This window comes from Paenibacillus xylanilyticus, assembly GCF_047246825.1.
GTDB classification, from domain to species: Bacteria; Bacillota; Bacilli; order Paenibacillales; family Paenibacillaceae; genus Paenibacillus; species Paenibacillus xylanilyticus_B.
The window spans coordinates 48,013-71,146 of the sequence record NZ_JBFOLB010000011.1 but is presented as its reverse complement, the minus strand read 5'-3'; the positions used below and the strand labels follow the sequence as shown (position 1 = coordinate 71,146).

The following is a 23,134-nucleotide window of genomic DNA, read 5'->3' as shown; positions in this document are numbered from 1 at the left end:
AATAAATTTCTCGAATAAAGGAGCAGTCGTCTTCATGGTATCTCGTGAAAAATTGGAGCATAACCAAATTTGGATATATACTGCTGCCCTTGTCATTGCAGCTATTGCAGGATGGATGATGCCCGAGACGATGTCCCTGCTCGATCATCATGTTCTGATCTCAGTTATCATTGCTGGCTTAATGTTCGGGATGTTCACGCAGATTCCGTTCTTATCGATAAAGGAATCTCTCGGAAACCCCCGATTTATTTACGCCCTCTTAGTCGCAAATTATGTTGCAGTGCCTTTGGTTGTATGGTTGTTGTCGCAATTTTTACCTCAGGAACAGTCACCTTTATTACTTGGCGTGTATTTAGTACTTCTTACGCCTTGCATTGATTATGTGATAGTATTTACCTTTCTGGGAAAAGGGAATGAACAGGCCATGCTTTTATCTACACCCATCCTTTTTGTGACACAAATGATTTTTTTGCCAGCCTATCTATGGCTTTTTATGGGAGAACAAACAGCAGAATTGGTTAAACCAGGCCCTTTTATTGAGGCTTTTGTGATCATTATCCTGTTACCGTTGCTTTTGGCCATACTTACTCAAGTGATGGCCAAAAAAGGATTTCATCCTGTATTAGAAGCTTCTGCCTGGCTGCCTGTACCACTCATGGCACTCACGCTATTTGTCATCGTTGCATCACAAATGAGCAAACTGTCATCTTATGCAGATACAATCGTGAAAGTCATTCCTATATATCTTGCATTTATGATCATTATGCCACTCATTACACGCTTGATTGTAAAATTTTTCTCCTTGGACATACGTTCAGGACGGGCTGTTGTGTTTAGTGCTGGTACCCGAAACTCTTTAGTGGTGCTTCCCCTTGCTCTCTCCTTACCTGATGAATGGAGTTCACTAGTTGCTGCTATCATCGTAACGCAAACTATTGTTGAACTCGTCGGGGAGCTGATCTATATTCGTCTTGTTCCCAGAGTTATTTTACCGGATAAGTCATTGGAACAAAACACCGGCTAAAAAATCATTATATTCAGGAGTGTGTCATAGCTAATGATAAAGAATCAGGGGCTTGTTTCAACAAGGAGCAAGACTCTGATTCTTTATATGTTCTCTAAGTATAGTTACGTGCAAATAAGGCAAGCTGCTCGACTTGTTTCAAAGGGGAGTGTTGTGTTAACCTGCCCGTTAGTTAAACAAAAGCAGCCGATCACGTTGATCTGCTGCTTTCTTTATATTATTGAGCTATCGTTTCCCGTAAGCTTAACGGCTAAAAGCCTTGTTTTAGTATAATTTCTTTAATAATTCCTTTTGCATTGGCTTAATATTAATGATATTTCTGATGGTTTTTGCCTTTAACTCAGCATCCTGAATTGAACTGGCTAATCCTAGTTCTAACAGAGTGCCAGCTGCTACGGTCCCTGTTCTACCTTTGCCTCCTCCACAGTGGAAGGCAACTTTCTTGCCAGCATTATACGCTCCGACAACCTCATGAATGGCTTGTTTAAAAAGCTCAGCTTCATGTTCTTTCGTATCGTCATCAAGCGGAACCTTTACCCACTTCACATGAGCTGCTGGATACGCGCATTCTGTTGCTTCTCCCCGCAGATCCACCACGACTTCAATACCTTCGTTAAGTACCAATGCCTCTACGTCTGCAGCTCCGCCCATATAGATTTTATCAGCAACGAGTGCATGGTACTCCTTTTTGGCATGATTCATCTTACTTACCTTCTTTCAAGAATTGTTCAATTCGAGCTTTAATTGAATCACGGACTACAGCGAATGTAGCTGTGATTTCTTCCTCTGTACCTGTCGCCTTGGCTGGATCTTCGAATCCCCAGTGCCATCTTTCAGCTTTGTCATTACGTACAACGGGACAATTATCGTTGGCATGACCACAAAGCGTGATGATGTAGTCTGCTTGTTTTAAAATCTCAGGATCAATCACATCTGATGTATGATTCGAAATATCGATTCCAGCTTCTTTCATCGTTTGAACAGCACGAGGATTTAAGCCATGCGCCTCTAATCCAGCACTTCTCACCTCATATTTGTCACTACCAAGTGCCTTTAAAAATCCATCGGCGATTTGGCTTCTGCAAGAGTTTCCCGTACACAAAAAGTAAACAAGTGGTTTGTTGTTCATGATTATTGATCTCCTTTATCCTTGATATGGTTTACTTGTATTTTGGCTTCGTTCATTTTTGAGTTAATCACAGCTTTTATAATCATAGCGATAATAACCATTGCTACTGTGATTACGGCAATCATTAACCAAACGTTTATGTTTGTTGAATGAATCAGGTGTAGCCACAGATACAGTCCTGTTAACGTGATAAAGAGCGTTGGGATGGTGAGCACAATCCCGATTTTGAAATAACTTCCCCAAGTGATTTTTACATCCTTTCGGGACAGTACATGTAGCCACAAAAGTGTTGCGAGCGATCCAATCGGTGTGATTTTTGGACCCAAGTCACTGCCGATAATATTGGCATAAATCAGCGATTCCCGGATGACACCTTGCGTACTCGTTCCATCAATAGCAAGCGCATCAATCATCACTGTCGGCATATTGTTCATAACCGAAGACAATATCGCAGCCAGAAAACCCATACCAAGTGTGGAGATGTAGAGCCCCTGGTCGGCGATTGCTTGAATGACTTTCCCTAGTTCATCCGTCAATCCCACATTTCGCAGTCCATAAACGACGACGTACATACCGATAGAGAAAATTACTACTGCCCATGGAGCCCCTTTAATGAGCTTCCACGTTTGAATAGCGTGACTCCGTCGTGCAGCTAATATAAACAAGATTGCAATAACCCCAGCGATAACAGACACGGGAACTTGAATGAACTCGCTCATCAAGTACGCAACCAGTAATACGGCTAAAATCACCCAAGTTATTTTGAACAGTTTCTTGTCCTTAATCGCTTCGGCTGGCTTTTTGAGCTGACTGACTTCGTAGTTCCTTGGAATACTCTTTCTAAAGAACAAGAACAAGACCAGAAGACTCGCTAATATTGAAAAGAAATTCGGAACAATCATACGACTTGCGTACTCCACAAAACCAATACCGAAGTAATCCGCAGAAACGATATTGACGAGGTTACTCACGACGAGTGGGAGCGAAGTTGTATCTGCAATGAAACCACTAGCGATAATAAAAGGTAAAATCATCTTTTGATCAAATTTGAGCGCTCGGACCATAGCAAGCACAATGGGCGTTAAGATCAGTGCGGCACCGTCATTTGCAAAGAACGCTGCAACCGCTGCTCCAAGCAGCACAACATAAACGAACATCAGCTTGCCATTACCTCTTGCGAGCCTTGCCATGTGTAATGCAGCCCATTCAAAAAATCCGATTTCATCTAAAATCAGCGAAATTAAGATAATGGCTACGAAAGCAAGCGTGGCGTTCCATACGATTCCTGTGACCGTAGCTACATCGGATAGACTCACAACTCCAAAAAGAAGAGCGAGGACAGCTCCAGCTGACGCTGACCATCCAATATTCAGTCCTTTAGGTTGCCAAATCACAAAAGTCAGTGTAAGTAAAAAGATTAAAATCGCGATAATGGTCATGCTTCCTCCTGAGGACCGCAGCAGTTTTTCAATCCTGCTATTTTATCTTTCATGGATGGCAGATACGGATACACACACTGAACATATGCTTCTGCATCTGGATTAAGAGAGTAGTACACCCACTGTCCTCTTTTCTTTTCATTAAGGAGACCGGCTGCCTTTAGTTTTCGAAGATGCTGACTGGCGTTTGGTTGTGACATGCCAATAATATCTGTGATATCACATACACAAAGTTCCTGTTCTTTAAGTAATGCAACGATTGTCAAACGTGTTTTATCAGCTAATAACTTATACGCCTCAGCCATCTCCTGAATTCTTTGTTCCATATGTACACCCCCTGTGATTAGTCTTGTCGGCTTTATTTAATGATATAAGCATATAATAAATCACTTATATAATCAATGGCGAATATAAGGAAGTTTAGTGCACCAAAAAAGTCGGTAATAAAGATACCGACTTTACTCTCGGACTAAAAATTCACATTTTGACTTGATAAAATAATGACCGTCTTTCATCTTAACTATATCTTTCGTTTGATACTCAATGACTCCACCTTGATCTAATAATTCATCATGCTGATATACCTCTACATGCCATTGTTTTAAGATTGCATCATTAAGTTGTGCTGCGGTATACAAAAGTGTGCCCTTCATTATAGTCACCTCAAGAATAGTTTTAATCGCCAATTATAACATCCTCCTGAGATTCAATAGCTCACAATCTTTTCACAAGTGATTGTACAACTTTTTTCGCATCTTTCCCTGAGCCTCGAATCGTCGCCGAAGCAAATGAGGTCTGCCATGGTATACCTACAAAATAAATATTTTCATTGCTTTGTTTTAAAGGTACACCTGACGAATCAAGAACGTTTAATCCACTAAGATATTCGAAATTCGGAATATACCCTGTGGCAAAAATAACGGTATCCACATTTTCACGAGTCTCATCTGCCCACACTATCCCATTTTCCTGAAAAGCTTTAAACATCAGTTTGGTATCCGGCTTACCTTGATTGATAGCATTTTTATATATACCAGTATCAAGGACACCGTCACTGCTTTTTTGCAATAATCGTTTTCCCCAATTGGTTTGATCAAGCCTAAGAATAGTTAGCCAAAAGTGAATATCTTTCCCTGCAATGACCTGCGGCTTGAATTTGATCGGGCTTCTGGATGCAATCGTTACATGCGCCGTCCTAGCCAGTTCAACCGCTATTTGTACTGCCGAATTACCTGCTCCCACAACAATGATCCGTTTGTTTTTTAACTCTTTCTCATTTCGGTAGTCCTTGGCATGAAGTATTTCTTCCTTAAATTCATGCATGCCAGGAATGTTTGGAGTATGAGGATTTACGAATGCCCCGCTTGCACAAATGATGGACCGTGTACGAAACTGTTCTCCGCTTGAGGTATGGACTGTATAGATATTACTTTCCTTATCCACTTTAATTACTTCTTGCCCTGTATGTATTGGAAAATTGTATGTAGCCGCATAAGACTTTAAGTATTGAACAACCTCATCTCTACGCGGATAAACATTTGCTCCGCCTGGAAATGGGAGTCCTGGCAATGAAGAATACGGTGCAGGCGAGAACAACGTTAAGCTATCATAATAATTTGCCCATGATCCTAAATGCTCTTCATTTTTTTCAAGGATGATAAAGTTCCGTTTAGCTTCTTGTAAGTAATAGGCTGCTGCCAAACCGGATTGACCACCACCAATAACGATACAATCATAAATCATGTTTTTCAATTTTCTCCCTCCTTCTATAATAAGCTACTGCATCACGATTCGGATGCAGTAGCTCTGGATTCTTGATTTATCCGCAGCAAGAATCTGATCCTGTCTTTTCCGTTTTTGAAGTAGAGCAGCAATTTGTAGTGGCTTCCTCTACTTGAACTGGTTCACAGCAGCTGTCCGTGCTACTAGCACCTAAACTGCAAACACCTGTCTCCGGCAGTTCCAGTTCTACTTTTTGAGCTGACTCCATATCTCCCACCAAAGCCGCTACAATGGATCTAACTTGCTCATATCCCGTTGCCATTAGGAAAGTTGGCGCTCTTCCATAACTTTTGGCACCCACGATATAAAAGTCCTTTTCAGGTTGACGCAGTTCTTTTTCGCCATGTGGTCGAACTGTACCACAGCTGTGTACATTGGGGTCAATCAATGGTGCAAGCTCATAAACACAGTCTAAGCTTGGGTCCGTTAATACCCGAACTTCTCTCACCATTGATAAGTCAGGACGAGATCCTGTGTTACCTACAATTTCATCGATGTGATCTATAACCACTTTTTCATCTTTAATGGTTCCGGTAACCTGGATCTGTTCCCCTTGTTTTTGAAGTTCTTCAATATGGAATCCTGTCAGGACCTTTAAGGCACCGGATTCAACCACCTTTTGAATGCGAGTACCCAGTTCACCCCTTGCCTGAAGCCCATCTAATTCTCGTCCTCCATAAACATCCTCAATATTCGCCTTGCGAATAGCCCAAACGATTTCAGTTCCCGATTCCTCTTTTTGAAGCTGGGCAAGTTCAAGCAACGTGTTGATCGCAGAATGTCCGCTTCCTACAACAAGCACCTTCTTGCCGCTATACCGATTTCTCTCTCTTCCTAATACAGCAGGAATACCGTATGAAATTTGACTATTAAGCGCTTTTTCCTCTTCTGAAAATATACCGTCTGAACGAAGCGGGTTGGGATTGGACCATGTCCCAGAGGCATCGATAACAGCCCGTGCTTCATGAATAAACGAAGATCCGTTTTGCTCAACATGGATCACAAACGGCAGTTTCTCACGCCCACTTGTTTTCACTTTGCTTAACCCTTTGCGACTGATCGCAGTAACTTTCGTATTCAAATGCACATTTGGACTTAATTCAGGCAGCGCAGCCAAAGGTTTTAGATAATGCTCAACAATTTCCTTACCCGTCGGGATCTTTTCGTTTTGTGGAGCAACCCAATTCGTCTTTATCAGCAACTCTTTAGCAACTTTATCGAAGTTATACTGCCATGGAGAGAACAGTCGTACATGTTCCCATTTCCGAATGTTTGCCCCCACTTCATCTCCAGCTTCAAACAACACAAACGGCTCACCTTTTGAAATGAGTTGTGCTGCTGCCGCAAGACCAACCGGTCCAGCTCCAATGATCGCAACAGGTAATTTGCCCTTCTCTTGTACTGGTGCTTCGCAGCAGCTCACTTGGTTCACAGGGATATGTTTAATCATCTTAGTTTCCTCCTTATAATTAATTGCATTTTGCAAGTATTATATTAAATAAATGGGATAAGTATTATCCCAGTGGTGTACAGCATACGCTGGATTTCGCCATACTTTCGTTTAGCAGTTTGACGGCGTTGATGACCATATCCCGTTCAAACTCAGACATATGCGAAAAGACTTCTTTTAAATAATCATTCATCTGCTCATCAATGACCGTAGCAACAAACTTACCTTGTGTAGTCAAGGATAATATGTAAATCCGTCGATCTTCAGGTAAGGGTGTTTTTTGAACCAAACCCAACTTTACGAGACTTTGGACCTGGCGGCTAAACGTCGTGATGTCTATGGATAGTGCATCTGCTACTTGCTGAATGGATGGATTATGCTTGCGATCAATTTCATAAATGATATGACTTTGAACAAGCGAAATATCCAGCCCTCCTGCCGTGCAACAGTTTTTATCCAATAATCCAAAACGTCGTGTCATGATCTGAAACATCTCTCTTACGTTGTTTTCCAATGACCTCACCTCTTGTTATAGTTATACTATTATTATTTGCAAAATGCAAATGATTTTTTTATTTTTCTATCCCCCTTCCCATTTCGAATTACAGTGTGATATATAAACATATACAAAAACAACTTGTGGGAGTGATCAATATGGTAATTCTGCGGCAAGCTGCCGAAGTGGATCTGGGAAGCATTCTGACTATTTATAACCAAGGTATTGAAGACCGCATTGCCACGCTAGAAACAGATATAAAAAATGAAGCTTACATATCTGATTGGTTTAACAAACACCAGGGTCGTTACTCGGTACTTATAGCCGAACAGAATGATCAAGTGGTCGGATGGGCTTCTATCAATCCATATAACGCTAGAAGCGCGTATAACGGTGTCGGTGACCTCTCCATTTATATTCATCGTGATCATCGCGGTAAAGGAGTCGGAAAACAGTTACTTCAGAAATTAGAGAAAATCGGTAAGCAGAATAACTTTTATAAGTTTGTTCTTTTCACCTTTCCATTTAATACGCTTGGTCAGAGCCTATATCATAAAGCTGGATACCGAGAAGTAGGTGTATTTCAGAATCAAGGCTTTCTGGAAGGAAAATTTGTAGATGTGATGGCTATGGAAAAATTATTATAAGCATCGAGCCGTATTGATCTTATAGTACCTAGGTTTACGTATTACTTGAACACGATATATTAAACTAACCTGCCCCGTTAGCTTTACAAAAGCAGCCGATCATATGGATCAGCTGCTTGCTTAATTGTATGTTTACCGTTAGCGTAGCCTTGTTTCTAAGAATTAATCACATTAATATCATCTACCTTATAGCCATTAAGACCATCTCGCCTAAACGCCATTTGAACTGTCTCTGGCCACTCGCCTTTCATCACTGTCATTTCTAAAATAAAATCAGCCTCTATATTATCCGAACCTTGGATTGGTAACACGTGAACATTCGCGTACAAAAAATTGTCACGGTACTTTTGACGAAGAGCACTCATTATTTGAGGATTTAATTCAATGATCAACGCCTGCTGGATTGACGAGCATTGACTTATGTCTGTTACTGACTGAGTTTCTTCAGCTAAAGCTGGAGTTTGGTTAAGCAAAGTCAAACCGAGCGCTAAAACAGTTCTTAAAATGATCTTTATCAAAAGCAAGCACCTCATAGTTGGAATACTTTATTTTATCCAAAATGAGGAGTTGGATACGTTTTGAACTAAATTATCCCATTACATGAACAAAAGCAACCAATAATGTAGATCGGTTGCCTCCTAAGATTTATTAAGCTATCTTTTTTAAAGAAATTACCTGCGAATTCATGAGTCTGAGTGAGGAAACTGAATCATTTCGAGGGAGTTGCATAAGAATTATATCTTCATAAAGTAATCAGTAAGCTTCTTATTTTCTTGTTCACGTAATCGTTTATTTTCTTGTTCAAGTTCTTTATTCTTTTTTTCCAACTTTTCAATCTTTCTCTTTAGAGAAGCGATTACTGCATTTTGATTGTTCTCGTCGCGTTTAATCCTCGAATCCACAAATACATTTTTTTGTTGATTTCGTAAGAAATCGATACGCTCTTTGAGCTCAGTATGATTGTAAAGGGTTGCTTTACTCACTCCAGCTTCTTCAGCTACACTATTAAAGTTAATAGCCTTAGAACTCTTTGTAAGGCGTCTAATAGCTTCTTCAACCTTTTCTTTAGTTTCTTGCTTTCTCTTTTCATGTAACCGCCTTAATTGTTCCTCACGATCAAAACTAGCCATGTTTAACACCTTTCTTTTTCTCACGTTCTAATTGTCTCTTCATTCGATCAAATCGACCAAAAATAACATTTCCATCTTTGATTGTTTCGTAAATAGTTTGGTACCTTTCCAAGTTCTTTTCGTTTGCTTTAACCATATCTTCACGACCATATTCTTTCGACGCTTCAATCCACTTTGTCGTTGTTTCTATGAGAAGCTCGTATTTCTTAACATCAAAACTTGACATACCTACTGCTAAATCAAAACATGGTTTTCCATCGTTTGCAGTAAGACAAGGGGGCTCTGCTGCTAATGGGCAGTTCCCATTGACTCTTGCACGACAGGTCCCATAAGGGTTATCTAAGGCATTTAACTTCTCGTCTTTCCACAACATATCAAGAATGTCTTTAGGGACATCTTCCCTTTCTGAGATCTTGCCAATATCCCCATTTATGTCAAATGTAAACACACCTTGTTTCACAACCTTCTCGAACTCTTTACGTTTCGTATCATCTAATAGACGAGCATATTGTAACGTCATTTCGGGTGATGCATGGGCTAATAACTCTTGCACTGTTAAAATATCAGCGCCACCATTTATCATTTTCACTCCAAAAGTATGTCGAAACTGGTGAGGTCTGAAGTGAAACAAATTGCCTGATTCATCAGTAATATTTTTTTCTAACGCTAATTTGTTTAGTTCTTCTCGAACAAAATTCTGACTAAAGGGCCTTCCCTTACGGGAACCTCGGTAGCGAACAAAAAGGTATCTTTCAGGATTATTATCATCATTGCTGTTTTGCTTTGAACGGTCAATTAAAACTGCAATTATATCTGCTAGATGATCATCAATGGGTATTTTGTGACCTATTACATACGTCTTTTCAATATCTGTTGTAAGATTTGATTTTCCGTTTATTTTACCTAAACAATCCTGCGTCAATTCCAATGTATCGCTTAAGCGAAGCCCTGTTTTGAAAGAGATCCAGACAATTGGCTGTACATCTGGATGAAGGTCATTTAGATTATTAAACAGTTGTTCCAATACGTAGTCAGGTATGTAATCAATTTCATCCAATGATTTTTTAGGGACAGTAGGAAAGTCTTCAGGATATATTAAACGAAACACCATTTCTTTAGGTGCAAAACCTTCGAACTTCTCTAAAATTTGAAGATCTCTTATAAAAGCGCGAACACACTTTAATGCTTGACGAACATATTTTTTAGGGTTGGAATTTTTCTTGTTTAATTTGTTTTTAGTATGCTCCTTTAACTCTTCTATGTACGTTTCTATATGCTTTCTTTCAAGTTCTTTAAAAACGTTCCATTTAGGATTTTGTTTTGTAATTGAGTTTAAAAAAGGAATAGTGTATGTTCCATAACTTCGAGCTGTACTCCAGGTGAAGTTTTTTCCGCTGATAAGACGACCTTTTATATATTCTTTAAATATTTTACGAAAATTTTTATTCTCTATATTTGAAAAATCAATGCCATGACAACTAGTTGATTCATTGAACTCTATCCCGTATTTTTTATTCAGTACCCGTACATCCCATCGATCCCTCTCCCATTCATCACGGGTATCTGTTAATTGGGAAAGTGTATTATAAACCCTTGCTAAAAAGCCATCTATTTCCGTGCGGGCTACGATTTCTTCCCCTCTCATCTTCTTGATGTAACACGTCTTTTCTCCTTTACCATTCAACCAAAAGGTCCAAAGCTTTTGCTCTTTATTGATGTCTAAATCAAGAAGGGAAGTGAGATTTGAGTGCCTTTCGTTTAAATATTCAGCCAGTTTTTTTAGCGATCCTGATATACTTTTAAATATAGTCCTTATTCCCCAACGGTCTGAAAAAATTTGATTGTAGTAAACAAACTTAATCTCCATGTTGACGTTTCGATTTGTACAGTTGAAGTAAATATTATTTACTATTCCTTTTCTCTTATTATATTGCTCTTCGAAATTAGGGATTTTACCAATTTCATGTATATTCCAAACATGATTGACTAAAAAGTAATTATCATCCACAACTCTTTTTTTTACTTTTCCATCGTTGGAAATATCTTTAACCTCGTAAGTGGATAGGGTGGACGTGATTAAGTCCCAATATTCACTTTTGGGGATTGAATTATTTGGTATGATTTTATCCAATGTTTGTCCTCCTAAAATACTAATCTACCTCTTAAAAAGGAAGTACCTCGTCAGGAATACCTGATTGAAAAATTTCCTCTTTGTTCTCTATGCCTCGCCCAATTTCAAAAGCATGAGAGGCTTTCTCCCAATCCTTACGAATATCATCTTCAGAAGGGTGAACATATAGGTCGATGGTTGTTTGTATTTGTGCATGACCTAGACGTTCTTGTACTGCCTTTATGTTCTTTGTTTGAAGATAAAATATGGTTCCATGTGTATGACGAAATAGGTGAGGAGTAATATATATGCCTGTTTTCCTTTCTATCTCTTTAAGAGTTGCATAAACATCAGAATATGTTAGAGGTTCACCCGCTTTCTTACCCCAAACCTTCACAAATACAAAGTTATGGTCAGGATTATATTCATCTAGCACTTCGAACAAATAATCATCATACAAGTCCATTAGCCCTTGAGAGATGTCAATCTTTCGTTCTCCAGTCTTTAACTTCCCCCCGTTTGGTAACTCCCCTCTATTTGTTAGTTGGATTTTGTGCTTCCTTTTTATTGCGTCAAATTGAAAGTCTTCAAGAAACAAGGAGAGAACTTCCCCTATACGAAATCCACTTTCAAAAAGTAACCTTACTAAAAATCCATCCCTAATGTTTGTAGTGGATTTATAGATTTCATTAACTTGCTCCTTTGTAAATATCTTTACTCTCACTCTAGGTTCGTCTAATTTAAGCACATTTTTGAAACGTGGTTTGTCTTTATTTACATGATATAAAAAATCTTTATATCCATTTCCACCTGGACCTTGGAACATCTTCTTCATCAACTTTTCAACAACATTTGATTCAATAAGTTCTTCTCTGTATAGATAATCATAAAATGATGTCACTACCGTGAGGTAAGTGTTTACTGTTCTTTCACTACGTTTAGCCTTAACTTCCTTTTGGGGTACTACTTTATTGCTTTCATATGGATTTCTGAGCCAAGCAACGAAGTCAGATATTATTTGAAAGCTAACTTGCTGATAATCAATTCCTTTTTGTTCTAAGTATGTAAAGTAAAATTTCAAAGCCGTACAATAAGTCTGTAAAGTATTGCTACTACTCTCCTTGTTATAGTGAAATTTCATATACATCGCAACGGGTTCAATGGGTGATCCATTTGAATCAATAAGCATATATACTTTTCTATTTCCAATCAATATTTGTTCTACTTTCATAAAAGCATCCCCAACCAATTCTAATTTACGATAGTGCTGATACTTGTAATGTTTACCGTAATTGTTGTTTCTTTAAGGTCCTCGAAACTATCGTTTCTGCGGAGTGCTGTCCTCGCACCGAGGCTACGTCCTCTTAAACCAAACAAATGTTCGTTGTTTGTATATCCATATTAAACATTCTAAACTAGAATTTCAACCATTATTTAATTAATCTATTATGTAAATAAAAAAGGATAGCTAGTCCCCATAATAGACTAACTATCCTATGAATTATCACCTACATTTAACCAATGATCACTCGTTATTGGCATACTATAACCTGCTGCTTTAGCTTCTTTAATCGTCACCTGTCCATTACCGTTTGTATCAACACTAGACATGTCAGCGTTTTTATTTGTACTAGTTAAGTCAGAAGGCTCACTGCCTGTTAATCCGAGTGATGCATTTACTTCATCAGGGTTCACATTGTCAAATTTATCAACGATCTTGTTACCCTTTAACGTATAGGTGTACTGGTACCTTGAAGGGATTTGGGTTTCTGTATTCGGATATGTGACAATCGCAGTGGCTCCACCTGCTTTTCGTATCGCATCTTCCATATAAGCCTGATCACCATGTCGGTTGAGGGTGCTATCTTGTGGGGTAATATTATATGCATTCGATACCCCGCCGAGTGAATCAGCAATGATATGTCCTTCATCTAAAACGTCACTTTCGACACCTGGAACCTTTGCCTCATCAGGGTAGTATCTGCCAGACGATAGTACAGGTTCGTTACGGTCGTCTTGTAGAATAATTTCATCAGCAATGACACGCACTAATTGCCCATATTCATTAGTAAATGCCCAATATTCACGGTCTCCGTATCCAATGTCAACAACAACGTTAGGTTCACGATGCCCAGACAAATCACCACCATCGACTTCGATAAGCTTGTATCCTAAAAACAATTCGTTATTTGGTTGTGTTGATGTTTCCTCTCCTACTGCTTCATCAACAACCGCTTTGACAGCTGCTTTTTTTTCACTATTCTTAGTTCTTGTATCTGTGGTTATTTCTTGTGAATCTGTTTCTACATCTGTATTAGATGTATCTTCTACGTTGGTACAACCAACCATAAAGATGATCGTTAAAATCAAGATTAAATAGTTCATTTTCTTTTTCATTTTAGGACTCCCCTATAATTTCATACTGTCACTCTATAAATGACGACTTTAACTATCTTTTCTTGTTCTATAATCTTACCATAAAAGACTAATATCCTATTGAATTACCCTGCCCCCGTTAGCGCAGCGAAGGTAGCCGATCTTAGTCGTCGGCTGCCTTCGGGTCATCATTAATCTATAGTTTCCCGTTAGCTTAATGAGTAATTTCACATAATATGTAAGTTCATCTTCAATATCGGAGCTTGTAAGAAGAATAATAATGGAAAAGCCAACAAAAAAACTACAGTACCTAACAGAACATTTCTAATTCCTTCTTTCACATACTCGCCTCCTAGGGATTTTTTAAAGTTCCCTACCTGCTATTTTAGCGTTTATAATTTTGCCTTTCCTTTGGCTATTCTCGATTGTGATCTAATCCCTGCCCCAAATAAGTCTTTTGAGGTAAATCCATATTGTTGTATGATTTAGAAATTTCCGAACGAAAAATATCCTGTGTTTTAATAGTGAGTATATAGCCATTTATTGTGTTAGCAATCATCTCAATTTCAGATGAATTGTATGTAGTCATATCCATTTTCGAAATGATCACTTGCTTACCCAGCACTTTGGATAAAGAAAAGATAATTTGTATCTTTACATCGTCATTTAAACCTTCAAACAGGAGTACAAGGTTTTCAAGATCCTCCTTGCTACCTCTCATCAAACTGGGGGAGTGTATAGCAATATGTCCTGGAGATGAAGATTTGATAGCATAAATCTCAATGATGTCATGCAATTCAAATTTAAAGTCTAAGCCTTCTTCTGTTTCAACAATTAGGCAGCCGTCATTTAATTCTTTAGAAACACCACGGAAAAATTCATCTTGTGTATTAACTTTAAATACTACTGAACGTTGTTCTTTAACTGTCATCTCAATAAATTGTCTCATATTCATACTACTATGCAATATTGTTCCCCTCCCTATTAGAGTTAAAGTGTTCTATATGAGGTATGTTGTTCCCTTTTGTACTTAGATTATCCTGCCCATTGGCTGAAAAAAAGCAACTGATCACGTTGGTCGGCTGCTTTTTGTTTCATATCGCTATCGTTTCCCGTTAGCTTAGTCCACAATAGCTAAAGGTGTTTGGTACAATTATATAATTGGCATGCCCACTTGTTGTTAGTGTGTGTAAGAATGGTTATAGAAGTATTATCTATATACGTTTTTTGGAGGTGTTGCGGCAAAAGATGTTGTAATGACAGCCCAATCAATGCTCCATGACTTATAACTAATATTCTTTTATCAACATACTCTTTAATCAGTTTTTCGAGAAAAGTTAGACCTCGCTTTGCGACCATTTTGAAATCTTCCATACCAAGATTTTGCTCACGCCAATTTGCTCCCCAACGAGTGATACGCTCTTCCACGGTGGTGCCCTCAATTAGCCCGCAATTAATCTCTCTAATACGTTCATCAGTGAATACGGGTACTCCTAAACATTGCTGAATGATTTCGGCAGTTTGCCTAGCTCTCGTTAGATTACTGGAGAATATAACATCCCATTCTTGCTTGAAAGTCTTTTTGCCAGTACAGCTGCTTGCTCTATTCCTTCTTCGTTTAGCGGTATATCAGATATTCCTTGAGCCTTGCTAAGATTATTCCATTCAGTAACCCCATGTCTAATAAGATCTATTGTGGTTGCCATACCTGCCCCCTTAATGACTACAATTTCCCCATCATTACCCAAACAAATAGTACCACATATTGGAACTATCTGCCCGTTAGTTGAAAAAAAGCTGCTGATCATATTGATCAGCTGCTTCTGTGTATTATTGGGCTATCGTTTCCCGTTACCTTAATGGAAAACCCTTAAGTCACTTCTTAACACTTATATACTGACGTTCTTTCCATTCGAACTCATTCCTCAACTGAAATGTGGCTAGTTCAATCACGAGGTCGAGTTCTTTTTTTGGAGCATCCGAAAATCTTTCCTGTCCGTGCGCCCAGCAGCAATACAACTCTAAGTCCTCACCTATTCTCATATTGCTGCTAATATATTTGAAAAGCTCTACTAAGCACTTTTTGCTTGTCTGAAATAAAATGGGGTGAGAATATTTAATTTCGTCATTAATCTCGAAGTCACCACCTTCGGGGTTCACTTGGTATACAAATGGATGACGGAAAGGATGTGAGGATTGCATGGTTATGGGACCGGTTATATATAATCCTGCTGCATCCTCTTCCGTATCGTAGACCTCCATAAGTTTATCGCCCTTTGGGTATTTCTCCAGTAGTATTTGCATATTGAGTTGATCCTTAGCGGCAGGGTTCACATTCGTAACATAATCATTAATTGTCATAACTGTTTTTTTCTTTCCGAAGGAGCCTGTCGGAAGCTTATGGCTTGCAGCAATATAATAAAATAGAGTCACAGTATCAACCTCATCTCCGATCTAATACTATTTTCCAAAGCTTTAATACCAACTATTCTATCTAACTGCTCCATGCTATTCCTCACTAACGTTTCACGAAAGTTGAATCTAGAATCTTTAGATTGCCACTTCTTCTATAACTGGACTCAATTTCTTTAGACAGTACTTTTGTTTGTTCCCCTAGATATTTCAAGGCGTTAGTCAAAACTGTTGTATCGTCGCCTAGCCGAGCCATCACTGTTACACTTACAACATTTCGAACATCATCATCATTACTTAAAGCCATTTGTTCAATAAACCCAAAAATTATAAGAAGTAGTTTTTCCTCACTTTTGGTTAATTCATGATTTACTTGGAGTAGGTTGATTAAATACGGATTCAGTATATTGCCAAATGCAACGTGAGGTGGAACCTCCCCCTCTTCTTTCCATAGTTCATTTAGCTCTTTTATGTATAGATTATTTAATACCGGCAATAGCCGACGCATTTCGTGAACAACGTTTTTATAATTCAACGTCATCTCTTTCCTCCTTAAGCAAGGCTAATCCCTCTTAACTCTTCGACTTATTTGTTAAACTATCCTGCCCGTTAGTTGAACAAAGGCAGCCGATCATATTGATTGGCTGCCCCTTGCTTTTATTGAGCTAACGTTTCCGCTGGTTGATGAACGCTGATTCACTACGCTGAACCCCCTTTTTAGTGAATAACAGAAATTATCGATTCTAACTTTCTTTGATTTTCCTTTCGATTACGTAAAATAATAAAAATCCGAATATTAGACCGCTTATAGTAAATGGTGTTGTTCCTGAACTGACCAAAAGTGAGCCCAAAGGAAAATCATCATAAGAAATAGATAGACCGGACCAGAATAATATTGGAAATAAGGAGACATAGAGCGAAGGTAAGCCGAATATACAGAGCTTAATCCAATTAATTTTCCATTCTCCAGACTTCCGAAGTAATTCAAAGAATCTTAATAAACCGAGTAATAATCCAAAGAAAATCGGAAAAAATACAGAAAAGACAACACTAGTTATAGGTTGATACGTCGTGCGTGCTTCTATTTGTAAGTGGTGTTGATATTTTAACCCAAATATAAAAAATAAGCTCACAATTACTAAGAACCCCAAATAAATAAACAAATTATTTACCGAAACCTTCTTCATATGTTCACCTCCCACCTATTAATTATCATCTTTTAATCCTTTCAGCATCTAAATCATGAAATATCTATTATTTCAGAATTAAAACCATTTTCTTGTATAAATCCGATAAATTAAGATTGATATCACTATTAGATTCCAATTAAGATAAATATGTCAAAACTGATGCTCCTCCAATAGAATATGTATGAATACCTCGCTGAACATGAGACCGTCCATCTATTTCTCCGCTTTAATCACAATTTTAATTTGCTCTAGATATTTTGATGATTCGGATATTTATAAGTGATATCTACCTGATGATTAGACATTAATTGCCTCCAAGTTACCTCTTTTTTTGGTTAATTGTCTCGCTCGATAAGTGGTATATTCTCATCGTATTTGATAGGCAAAATTGCTTCACCAAGTTGTCCAATCAATGCATACTTGCAGTTCTTACGAATGATGGCACTTCCCTTTTGAAAAGGTTTGGCTTCTTCGTACTGGGCAGTTAGCTTGATATCCCCCTGATCTGAAACATATCCCCTTATTGATCTTCACTGCTCCAGGCCCTCTGAAAAGGCTTCAACATCTGTATAATTACCCTCAAAGTTTCCTAAAAGAATAAACAACAAATTGTTTATGGAAAAGTAAACCTGCAAAAATAAAAAGCATCGTATAGAACTTTTTTGGGAGTGTAAATCTCAACAAAATTCATACGATGCATTTCAATACTTAGACTGACAAAATCAGCTCTAGATTGTGTTTCACTTCTGTTGCAACGAGATCTATAATGGGCTGAAGATCCCCCTTATCACCTTGTTCTAAAGCTGTGTAATACTCCTCACGATTCTCGTTTCGAATGATAGCTGGTGGAAAGCCCTTTTTCATTAAAATTAAGTTCATAGCAAGTCTACTAACTCTGCCATTCCCATCTGTAAAAGGATGGATTGCCACAAGTCGGTGATGAAATTTTGCTGCTAACTCTATAGAGTGCATTTTCGTCTTCTGAGTATCGTACCATTTTATCAATTCTTCCATCTCTACTGAAACATGAATAGCCGGTGTGTACTGATGGATTTCACCTGAGATCGTCAATACATGATTATCTTCCTTCTTATAGTCACCTGGAGAGAAGGTAATGTCCCTAACCCCTTGGAACAGAATCGCATGCAGATCTTTAATGAGACGTCCTGTAATATCCCTATCTTTGATAACTTCCTGTAAGTAATCAATCGCCTCAGCATGATTCACGATTTCAAGATGTTCTCTGAGTGATTTTCCTTTTACAGTTAAACCTTCTCTTAGAAAAAATGCTGTTTCTCTATAAGTAAATGTATTACCCTCTATTGCGTTAGAGTGATATGTCCATTCTTCACGAAATTTTTGAGTAATAATATTCATCAAATCTGGCTGAAGTGGTCGTTTATTATCTACTTCTTTACGCAAAGCATCAATCTCTTCAAACATGGCCTTTTTCCTTCCTACACAGTTATGATGTTATTTTATCAAAATCTCGAATCATATTCTGTACATTACTAACTTCGACCAAGACCAAGCATCGGCTAAGCAATTCCCTTAGCTTGCTCAGTTTAGTTCCTTTAATCCCCCGAGTGGATACAGGAGATAAGACATATTCATTTTAACGTTCATTACAACTGTCCCATCCCTAACAAGACAAGATTGTAATCTTTCCTGTTTCCACAACTGGAGTGAAAAGTAATTTCCTTTCTTATAAAAAAGTCGCTAATTTAGCGACTCGTAATAAAGGTATTTATCTCTTTAATTGATTGATTTCCTGTTCAGTCAATCCAGTTGCCTTGGCGATCGTGGATATATCCAAATTCAAATCTAACATATTTTTGGCAACTTCAGTGATACCCGCTTTTCGAGCTCCTTCGAGCATTGACGCTTCATCATGCAAATATTTCTGACGCGCTTCATACAAGCGACGGGCTTCGGAATCCTGGCTCAAAAATTGCAAGGTATCCATAGCCTTCTCTAATCCTGGTTCATTCATCTTCAGCACCTCCCAATGTGTAGTATCCACACCTTTCAGAAACAACAACCAGTTCTCAAGACCACCTTGTGACGGAATAACGTCGTCTAACTTAGGTAATTCTAGAAAATGAATCTCGATATCGTCAATTAAGGTTAAACCTGTCCGGTCTTCTCTAAGATGAAATGTACTATGGTAATCATCATTGGCTAAAAAAGCATAGTTCAGGATATTAATTGTGACGCATTTTTTCAACTCCTGGTACTTCTCTCCCTCATGAAGTTGACTGGAATAGCGTTTACTCCAATAAAATAACGTTCTTTTCTCAATATCGTACTTATTAAATAGCTGCATTTCAATATCAATCAGTTTTCCCTCTGAGGTTTTAGCATAAACATCAAAGATGGATTGCTTATCGAGCGGGTCATCTTTGTCCGTGTAAGGATTCATCAGGATGATCTCTGTAAGTGGTGGATCTCCTGCTTCAGTAAGGACTCGATTCAGAAATGCCAGTAATACATCTTTATTATTTTCACTGCCAAAGATACGTTTGAAGACAAAATCTACTCTGGGATCAAGCAATTCCATAACAGCAACTCCATTCTCTATACACTTCCATTATACCAAAAATCAAAGCGTTCAAAGCAATATTCATGCAGGTATCAACCTATTTATGCTTGGCCAGCATAAGGTTTGTATTCACCTATTGCGTTCAAGGGAACATTTACGGTTGCCATAGCTCTTTTCTTTTGTTCATCATTAACGTGCGTATAAATCATAGTTGTTTCAATCGAAGAATGCCCCATAAGTTCCTTCACAACGCGTATATCTACATCATTTTTCAGTAACATGGTAGCAAAAGAGTGCCTTAATTTGTGGCATGAAAGTTTCATATCACTAACATTCGGATTGCTCTTCTTGAACGCTTCAAATGTGAGATTGACGATTTTCTGTATCTGCCTAATAGATAGTCTTCGTCCTTTTTGAGATACAAAGAACGCTTCTTCCTGAAGTCTGTAAGGAGAAATCCTCTCCTTTTCTACCTCCAGTAGATAGTTCAGTAATACGTCTGGTACAGGTATCTCATTCCACTTTCGACCTTTCCCAAACACTTCTATCGTTCCTCTAGTTTTTTTCAGATCCTTTAAATTTAGCCTGTGGACTTCCCCTACACGCAAGCCACAATAGGCCATAAGTAAAAATATCGCGATGTTTCTGTTCTTATAGCGTCCTTCAATATATTTAAGGCTCTCAGATAGATCCTCTTCCTCTAGGTAGATCGGTTTCTTATTTTTTTCAGTTTTAGATTTTTTCACTTCAGCTGCCGGATTTTTTGATGCAAGTTCAAAATCAATCAGAGCCATATAGAATGTTCGAATGGCTGAAAGAGACCTATTACGAGTCTTATCACCAGTAGAACCCTGCTTGTCACTTAGAAACTCCATAATATGCAATTTCCCTGCATCTTGGGGTAGAGATCCATTTAACGAGTCTAAAAAGATCAGGCTTTCTCTCATATACTCTTTCTGAGTTGATGCTGTATATCCGGATTGTTTTAGATAAATTCGAAAAGCCCGGATTTGTTCACTATACAAATCCTCGAGTTCATATCGGTTACGCATTTCGCTCACTCCGGTCTCGTATTAAGACTAATTTTGATAAAAATATTCGTTAATCAATTTTCCAAAACAAGTACATCCATTTAATATGATTAATTGAAATAAAAGGTCATTTTACGAAGAAAGTTCGCCTATAACGAGTCTACTTCATATACTAAAATCTATTAAAAATTAAAGTGCGTCAAATTCATGTTTGGCGTACTTAATTATAGCACATATGTTCCTCAAGTAGAGAACATTTCCGCATACACTATTTATTCGAAAAGGTATTCCTTATTTATCCATCCTGGACAAAAAAATATTTTTCTCTCATGGGAATAGTAGGTATATGTAAGAAGGAGATTTTAGTTTACATAATATATAATATGTTCATAATCTTAAGATTTTAAGTAAACTCGTATAAAAAGCAAAAGAACCACCCTTTGGCCTGAGGACCGGGTAGTTCTCTTACTAGCAACTTCTACAGTAACATTATACTCAAAATCATCAAGTTTTATGCTTCATATTACAGTCTCTAATTAGAATAATTTTACCTAATGACAGGCTGTTTGCTTCTATTTCATTAACTACCATAACAAATGCGAGAAATCTTTAGTCGACACTTATGCCGATTGAAACGATTTTTCAGCCTAAACGTACTTTTTCCTTCACCATAGGAAGGCTTGCTTCAAAATTTTCACTCGTTTAATTACAGTTATATTCAATGCAACGGCTTCCTCTTTATAAATACAAGAGGGTAGTTAACGATTATAGTTCGCAAACGCTTCTTCAAACATTCTCCTGTTCCGACGCGGAAGATCGATCTCGATGTTGTTGTGTAACTGTATGATATAATTCCCAAGCGACATTTCGCTAGCATATACTTGTTTTACATATTTCATATTGATAATGTTCGATTGATTAGGCATGATCAAACTATTTGAACACTGACTCAAGATCTCTTTAAGTGAACTGCTAGTTGTAATTTCGTTTTCATTACCGTCAATAAAGACGATCGTCCTGTGAGCCCCTTTTAGCTTGTGAGCGTAAATCAAGTTGAGCTCATTCACATAAAAAGTCTTATAATTTGATCTTAGGTGTATAATTCGTCCAGGAGAGCCATTAGCAATTCTCAAATCCCTTTCCATTGCTATTCTAACCTTATGTATAGCTTTAGACATCTGATTAAGCTTTAGTGGTTTATTAAGAAAATATAGACAGTCCAATTGAAGTCCTGCAAGCATTAACTCCGCATTTAGCTTATCTGCAAATATAATAAGATACGGCATTGTTATTCCATAATCCATAAGTTTTTCGAAAGCCGTTAATCCCGGTGTCCCATTTAGATCATTTTTTAGGAAGACCACGTCCGGCTTGTAAAAGACACACTCATCGATTAGCCATTCGCCTGAAGCAACAGAGCACAAGATAGTTATTCCTAACCCTTTGGCATATTTCTCCATTTTCTCTCTGTCATTGATGTTATCTTCAGCTATAATAGCAGTTAAATTCTTTTTCAACAAAATTATTCCTCCCAAATCCATTTATTCCCCATTGTTATTCGACATATTTTTCTCCATTTAAGTTCAACAATCGTCCATATAAGCCATACCAATCTCATTCCCTTCCTATAAGGTATATAATCGTACTAAGAGTAGTTCATTTTAACTAGAAAGAGAAATTCATACACTATTCACGGAGGGACTATATATGAAAAACATGAAGTTTATTATTTTGGTTGAGGAGGACTATTCATCTAATAATGTCAGTGCATACGCTCCAGAATTTCGTTTGAGCGTCGTTGGGGATAATGAAACTGAAGCCCTTGAATGTATTAAGGAACTTATCAAGTTAGAATTTCAAAAGTCAAAGAACGTCAAGAGGTTCTCTTCTAAATTTGTTTCTTTACAATTAGATTCTCCCCTTCCATTAACAGCAGTCTAAATGAAACAGAAATATAGCCAGCTCCCAGTCACCAATAAAGTAGTAGCTGATTTTGGCATTAAAAAAAGGCAACTCAACAGAGAATGCCCATTGTACCTGTTTTAATCTACTGTTTATTACTACAGTAACAGTCCTAATTTTATATTTTCATAACATCCTCTTTAATTGGAGCTCTTACGTGTCACAGAGTCTATCCTTATAGGTGGATGATGATGCTATCAATCGAAGGGAATAAATTCATTGCTGGAGATGAACAACTATGAGGTTGCAGCAATAAATAGAGCTAATGAAGCACTTAAACATATTGATTATAACCAGTGGAATCTGGCTGTTGCGGATATCATGACGCATGAAATGTCCGATTTATATGCTTGTGTAAAGTTATACAAATTTACCTACCTTTATTGATGATTACAGCAATAATTAGGCCTGCTT

Annotated in this window: 25 protein-coding genes and 1 pseudogene; 3 read left to right on the top strand and 23 right to left on the bottom strand. The window is 37.9% G+C overall.

The window, feature by feature from the left end; translation table 11 throughout:
* The first annotated feature begins 34 nt into the window (after positions 1 to 34).
* Positions 35 to 1,024 carry an arsenic resistance protein gene (locus AB3N00_RS29505; RefSeq protein WP_413037682.1) on the top strand — a complete coding sequence of 330 codons (990 nt, stop codon included), beginning with the start codon at positions 35 to 37 and terminating at the stop codon, positions 1,022 to 1,024.
* A 264-nt stretch (positions 1,025 to 1,288) separates the two neighbouring features.
* On the opposite strand, the gene AB3N00_RS29500 is transcribed toward AB3N00_RS29505, so the two are convergent.
* From AB3N00_RS29500 to AB3N00_RS29465, 8 genes are all read right to left on the bottom strand, one after another.
* The gene (locus tag AB3N00_RS29500; protein WP_413037681.1) at positions 1,289 to 1,726 is read right to left on the bottom strand and encodes a dual specificity protein phosphatase family protein; all 438 of its coding nucleotides are present in this window, start codon (positions 1,724 to 1,726) and stop codon (positions 1,289 to 1,291) included.
* A 1-nt stretch (position 1,727) separates the two neighbouring features.
* Positions 1,728 to 2,153, bottom strand: a complete 426-nt coding sequence (arsC, locus tag AB3N00_RS29495; protein WP_413037680.1) for an arsenate reductase (thioredoxin) — start codon at positions 2,151 to 2,153, stop codon at positions 1,728 to 1,730.
* A gap of 2 nt (positions 2,154 to 2,155) precedes the next feature.
* Positions 2,156 to 3,592, bottom strand: a complete 1,437-nt coding sequence (locus AB3N00_RS29490; protein WP_413037679.1) for an arsenic transporter — start codon at positions 3,590 to 3,592, stop codon at positions 2,156 to 2,158.
* On the bottom strand, positions 3,589 to 3,918 hold the full coding sequence (locus AB3N00_RS29485) for an ArsR/SmtB family transcription factor (RefSeq protein ID WP_285079293.1): 330 nt from the start codon (positions 3,916 to 3,918) through the stop codon (positions 3,589 to 3,591). The genes AB3N00_RS29490 and AB3N00_RS29485 overlap by 4 nt, the downstream gene beginning before the upstream one ends.
* Before the next feature lie 132 nt (positions 3,919 to 4,050).
* Positions 4,051 to 4,278: a hypothetical protein gene (locus tag AB3N00_RS29480; RefSeq protein ID WP_285079294.1), complete on the bottom strand. Its 228-nt coding sequence runs from the start codon at positions 4,276 to 4,278 to the stop codon at positions 4,051 to 4,053.
* Between the two features lie 28 nt (positions 4,279 to 4,306).
* Positions 4,307 to 5,335: a flavin-containing monooxygenase gene (locus AB3N00_RS29475; protein WP_413037691.1), complete on the bottom strand. Its 1,029-nt coding sequence runs from the start codon at positions 5,333 to 5,335 to the stop codon at positions 4,307 to 4,309.
* Positions 5,336 to 5,411: 76 nt separating this feature from the next.
* A complete protein-coding gene (locus AB3N00_RS29470; protein WP_413037678.1) occupies positions 5,412 to 6,824 on the bottom strand; it encodes an NAD(P)-binding domain-containing protein in 1,413 nt (470 codons plus the stop codon).
* A 64-nt stretch (positions 6,825 to 6,888) separates the two neighbouring features.
* Positions 6,889 to 7,317 carry a MarR family winged helix-turn-helix transcriptional regulator gene (locus AB3N00_RS29465; protein WP_029881702.1) on the bottom strand — a complete coding sequence of 143 codons (429 nt, stop codon included), beginning with the start codon at positions 7,315 to 7,317 and terminating at the stop codon, positions 6,889 to 6,891.
* A gap of 155 nt (positions 7,318 to 7,472) precedes the next feature.
* Between AB3N00_RS29465 and AB3N00_RS29460 the strand changes: the two genes are divergently transcribed.
* Positions 7,473 to 7,967 carry an arsinothricin resistance N-acetyltransferase ArsN1 family A gene (locus tag AB3N00_RS29460; protein ID WP_285079376.1) on the top strand — a complete coding sequence of 165 codons (495 nt, stop codon included), beginning with the start codon at positions 7,473 to 7,475 and terminating at the stop codon, positions 7,965 to 7,967.
* A 155-nt stretch (positions 7,968 to 8,122) separates the two neighbouring features.
* Here the strand turns inward: AB3N00_RS29460 and AB3N00_RS29455 are convergent, their stop codons facing one another.
* The 15 genes and pseudogenes from AB3N00_RS29455 to AB3N00_RS29385 all read right to left on the bottom strand — a co-directional run bounded on the left by AB3N00_RS29455 (position 8,123) and on the right by AB3N00_RS29385 (position 22,278).
* A complete protein-coding gene (locus AB3N00_RS29455; RefSeq protein ID WP_413037677.1) occupies positions 8,123 to 8,485 on the bottom strand; it encodes a hypothetical protein in 363 nt (120 codons plus the stop codon).
* 216 nt (positions 8,486 to 8,701) lie between these two features.
* The gene (locus tag AB3N00_RS29450) at positions 8,702 to 9,097 is read right to left on the bottom strand and encodes a DUF6262 family protein (RefSeq protein ID WP_285079297.1); all 396 of its coding nucleotides are present in this window, start codon (positions 9,095 to 9,097) and stop codon (positions 8,702 to 8,704) included.
* A complete protein-coding gene (locus AB3N00_RS29445; protein WP_413037676.1) occupies positions 9,090 to 11,228 on the bottom strand; it encodes a tyrosine-type recombinase/integrase in 2,139 nt (712 codons plus the stop codon). Before AB3N00_RS29445 ends, AB3N00_RS29450 begins: the two co-directional genes overlap by 8 nt.
* Positions 11,229 to 11,259: 31 nt before the next feature.
* Positions 11,260 to 12,438 carry a tyrosine-type recombinase/integrase gene (locus AB3N00_RS29440; RefSeq protein ID WP_413037675.1) on the bottom strand — a complete coding sequence of 393 codons (1,179 nt, stop codon included), beginning with the start codon at positions 12,436 to 12,438 and terminating at the stop codon, positions 11,260 to 11,262.
* A gap of 263 nt (positions 12,439 to 12,701) precedes the next feature.
* The gene (locus tag AB3N00_RS29435; RefSeq protein WP_413037674.1) at positions 12,702 to 13,604 is read right to left on the bottom strand and encodes a DNA/RNA non-specific endonuclease; all 903 of its coding nucleotides are present in this window, start codon (positions 13,602 to 13,604) and stop codon (positions 12,702 to 12,704) included.
* Positions 13,605 to 13,998: 394 nt separating this feature from the next.
* Positions 13,999 to 14,538: a hypothetical protein gene (locus tag AB3N00_RS29430; RefSeq protein WP_413037673.1), complete on the bottom strand. Its 540-nt coding sequence runs from the start codon at positions 14,536 to 14,538 to the stop codon at positions 13,999 to 14,001.
* 179 nt (positions 14,539 to 14,717) lie between these two features.
* Positions 14,718 to 15,289: pseudogene (locus AB3N00_RS29425) on the bottom strand (histidine phosphatase family protein).
* Positions 15,290 to 15,458: 169 nt separating this feature from the next.
* Positions 15,459 to 16,016: a hypothetical protein gene (locus AB3N00_RS29420; protein ID WP_110756250.1), complete on the bottom strand. Its 558-nt coding sequence runs from the start codon at positions 16,014 to 16,016 to the stop codon at positions 15,459 to 15,461.
* Positions 16,017 to 16,101: 85 nt separating this feature from the next.
* On the bottom strand, positions 16,102 to 16,536 hold the full coding sequence (locus tag AB3N00_RS29415; protein ID WP_110756247.1) for a hypothetical protein: 435 nt from the start codon (positions 16,534 to 16,536) through the stop codon (positions 16,102 to 16,104).
* Between the two features lie 202 nt (positions 16,537 to 16,738).
* A complete protein-coding gene (locus AB3N00_RS29410; protein ID WP_110756245.1) occupies positions 16,739 to 17,182 on the bottom strand; it encodes a hypothetical protein in 444 nt (147 codons plus the stop codon).
* A gap of 338 nt (positions 17,183 to 17,520) precedes the next feature.
* Positions 17,521 to 17,709: a WG repeat-containing protein gene (locus AB3N00_RS29405; protein ID WP_110756282.1), complete on the bottom strand. Its 189-nt coding sequence runs from the start codon at positions 17,707 to 17,709 to the stop codon at positions 17,521 to 17,523.
* 184 nt (positions 17,710 to 17,893) lie between these two features.
* On the bottom strand, positions 17,894 to 18,628 hold the full coding sequence (locus tag AB3N00_RS29400) for a Fic family protein (protein WP_110756243.1): 735 nt from the start codon (positions 18,626 to 18,628) through the stop codon (positions 17,894 to 17,896).
* Between the two features lie 304 nt (positions 18,629 to 18,932).
* The gene (locus AB3N00_RS29395) at positions 18,933 to 19,745 is read right to left on the bottom strand and encodes an Rpn family recombination-promoting nuclease/putative transposase (protein ID WP_110756241.1); all 813 of its coding nucleotides are present in this window, start codon (positions 19,743 to 19,745) and stop codon (positions 18,933 to 18,935) included.
* 83 nt (positions 19,746 to 19,828) lie between these two features.
* A complete protein-coding gene (locus tag AB3N00_RS29390; protein WP_413037672.1) occupies positions 19,829 to 20,779 on the bottom strand; it encodes a tyrosine-type recombinase/integrase in 951 nt (316 codons plus the stop codon).
* A gap of 737 nt (positions 20,780 to 21,516) precedes the next feature.
* On the bottom strand, positions 21,517 to 22,278 hold the full coding sequence (locus AB3N00_RS29385) for a LytR/AlgR family response regulator transcription factor (protein ID WP_413037671.1): 762 nt from the start codon (positions 22,276 to 22,278) through the stop codon (positions 21,517 to 21,519).
* 187 nt (positions 22,279 to 22,465) lie between these two features.
* Here AB3N00_RS29385 and AB3N00_RS29380 point away from each other — a divergent pair, with 187 nt between their 5' ends.
* On the top strand, positions 22,466 to 22,699 hold the full coding sequence (locus AB3N00_RS29380; RefSeq protein WP_183524433.1) for a hypothetical protein: 234 nt from the start codon (positions 22,466 to 22,468) through the stop codon (positions 22,697 to 22,699).
* Positions 22,700 to 23,134: the final 435 nt, after the last annotated feature.

Coding starts and splice junctions, on each gene's coding strand:
- AB3N00_RS29505 (WP_413037682.1), top strand. CDS start 35: ATGGTATCTCGTGAAAAATTGGAGCATAACCAAATTTGGATATATACT.
- AB3N00_RS29500 (WP_413037681.1), bottom strand. CDS start 1,726: ATGAATCATGCCAAAAAGGAGTACCATGCACTCGTTGCTGATAAAATC.
- arsC (WP_413037680.1), bottom strand. CDS start 2,153: ATGAACAACAAACCACTTGTTTACTTTTTGTGTACGGGAAACTCTTGC.
- AB3N00_RS29490 (WP_413037679.1), bottom strand. CDS start 3,592: ATGACCATTATCGCGATTTTAATCTTTTTACTTACACTGACTTTTGTG.
- AB3N00_RS29485 (WP_285079293.1), bottom strand. CDS start 3,918: ATGGAACAAAGAATTCAGGAGATGGCTGAGGCGTATAAGTTATTAGCT.
- AB3N00_RS29475 (WP_413037691.1), bottom strand. CDS start 5,335: ATGATTTATGATTGTATCGTTATTGGTGGTGGTCAATCCGGTTTGGCA.
- AB3N00_RS29470 (WP_413037678.1), bottom strand. CDS start 6,824: ATGATTAAACATATCCCTGTGAACCAAGTGAGCTGCTGCGAAGCACCA.
- AB3N00_RS29465 (WP_029881702.1), bottom strand. CDS start 7,317: ATGTTTCAGATCATGACACGACGTTTTGGATTATTGGATAAAAACTGT.
- AB3N00_RS29450 (WP_285079297.1), bottom strand. CDS start 9,097: ATGGCTAGTTTTGATCGTGAGGAACAATTAAGGCGGTTACATGAAAAG.
- AB3N00_RS29440 (WP_413037675.1), bottom strand. CDS start 12,438: ATGAAAGTAGAACAAATATTGATTGGAAATAGAAAAGTATATATGCTT.
- AB3N00_RS29435 (WP_413037674.1), bottom strand. CDS start 13,604: ATGAAAAAGAAAATGAACTATTTAATCTTGATTTTAACGATCATCTTT.
- AB3N00_RS29430 (WP_413037673.1), bottom strand. CDS start 14,538: ATGAATATGAGACAATTTATTGAGATGACAGTTAAAGAACAACGTTCA.
- AB3N00_RS29415 (WP_110756247.1), bottom strand. CDS start 16,536: ATGACGTTGAATTATAAAAACGTTGTTCACGAAATGCGTCGGCTATTG.
- AB3N00_RS29410 (WP_110756245.1), bottom strand. CDS start 17,182: ATGAAGAAGGTTTCGGTAAATAATTTGTTTATTTATTTGGGGTTCTTA.
- AB3N00_RS29400 (WP_110756243.1), bottom strand. CDS start 18,628: ATGTTTGAAGAGATTGATGCTTTGCGTAAAGAAGTAGATAATAAACGA.
- AB3N00_RS29395 (WP_110756241.1), bottom strand. CDS start 19,745: ATGGAATTGCTTGATCCCAGAGTAGATTTTGTCTTCAAACGTATCTTT.
- AB3N00_RS29390 (WP_413037672.1), bottom strand. CDS start 20,779: ATGCGTAACCGATATGAACTCGAGGATTTGTATAGTGAACAAATCCGG.
- AB3N00_RS29380 (WP_183524433.1), top strand. CDS start 22,466: ATGAAAAACATGAAGTTTATTATTTTGGTTGAGGAGGACTATTCATCT.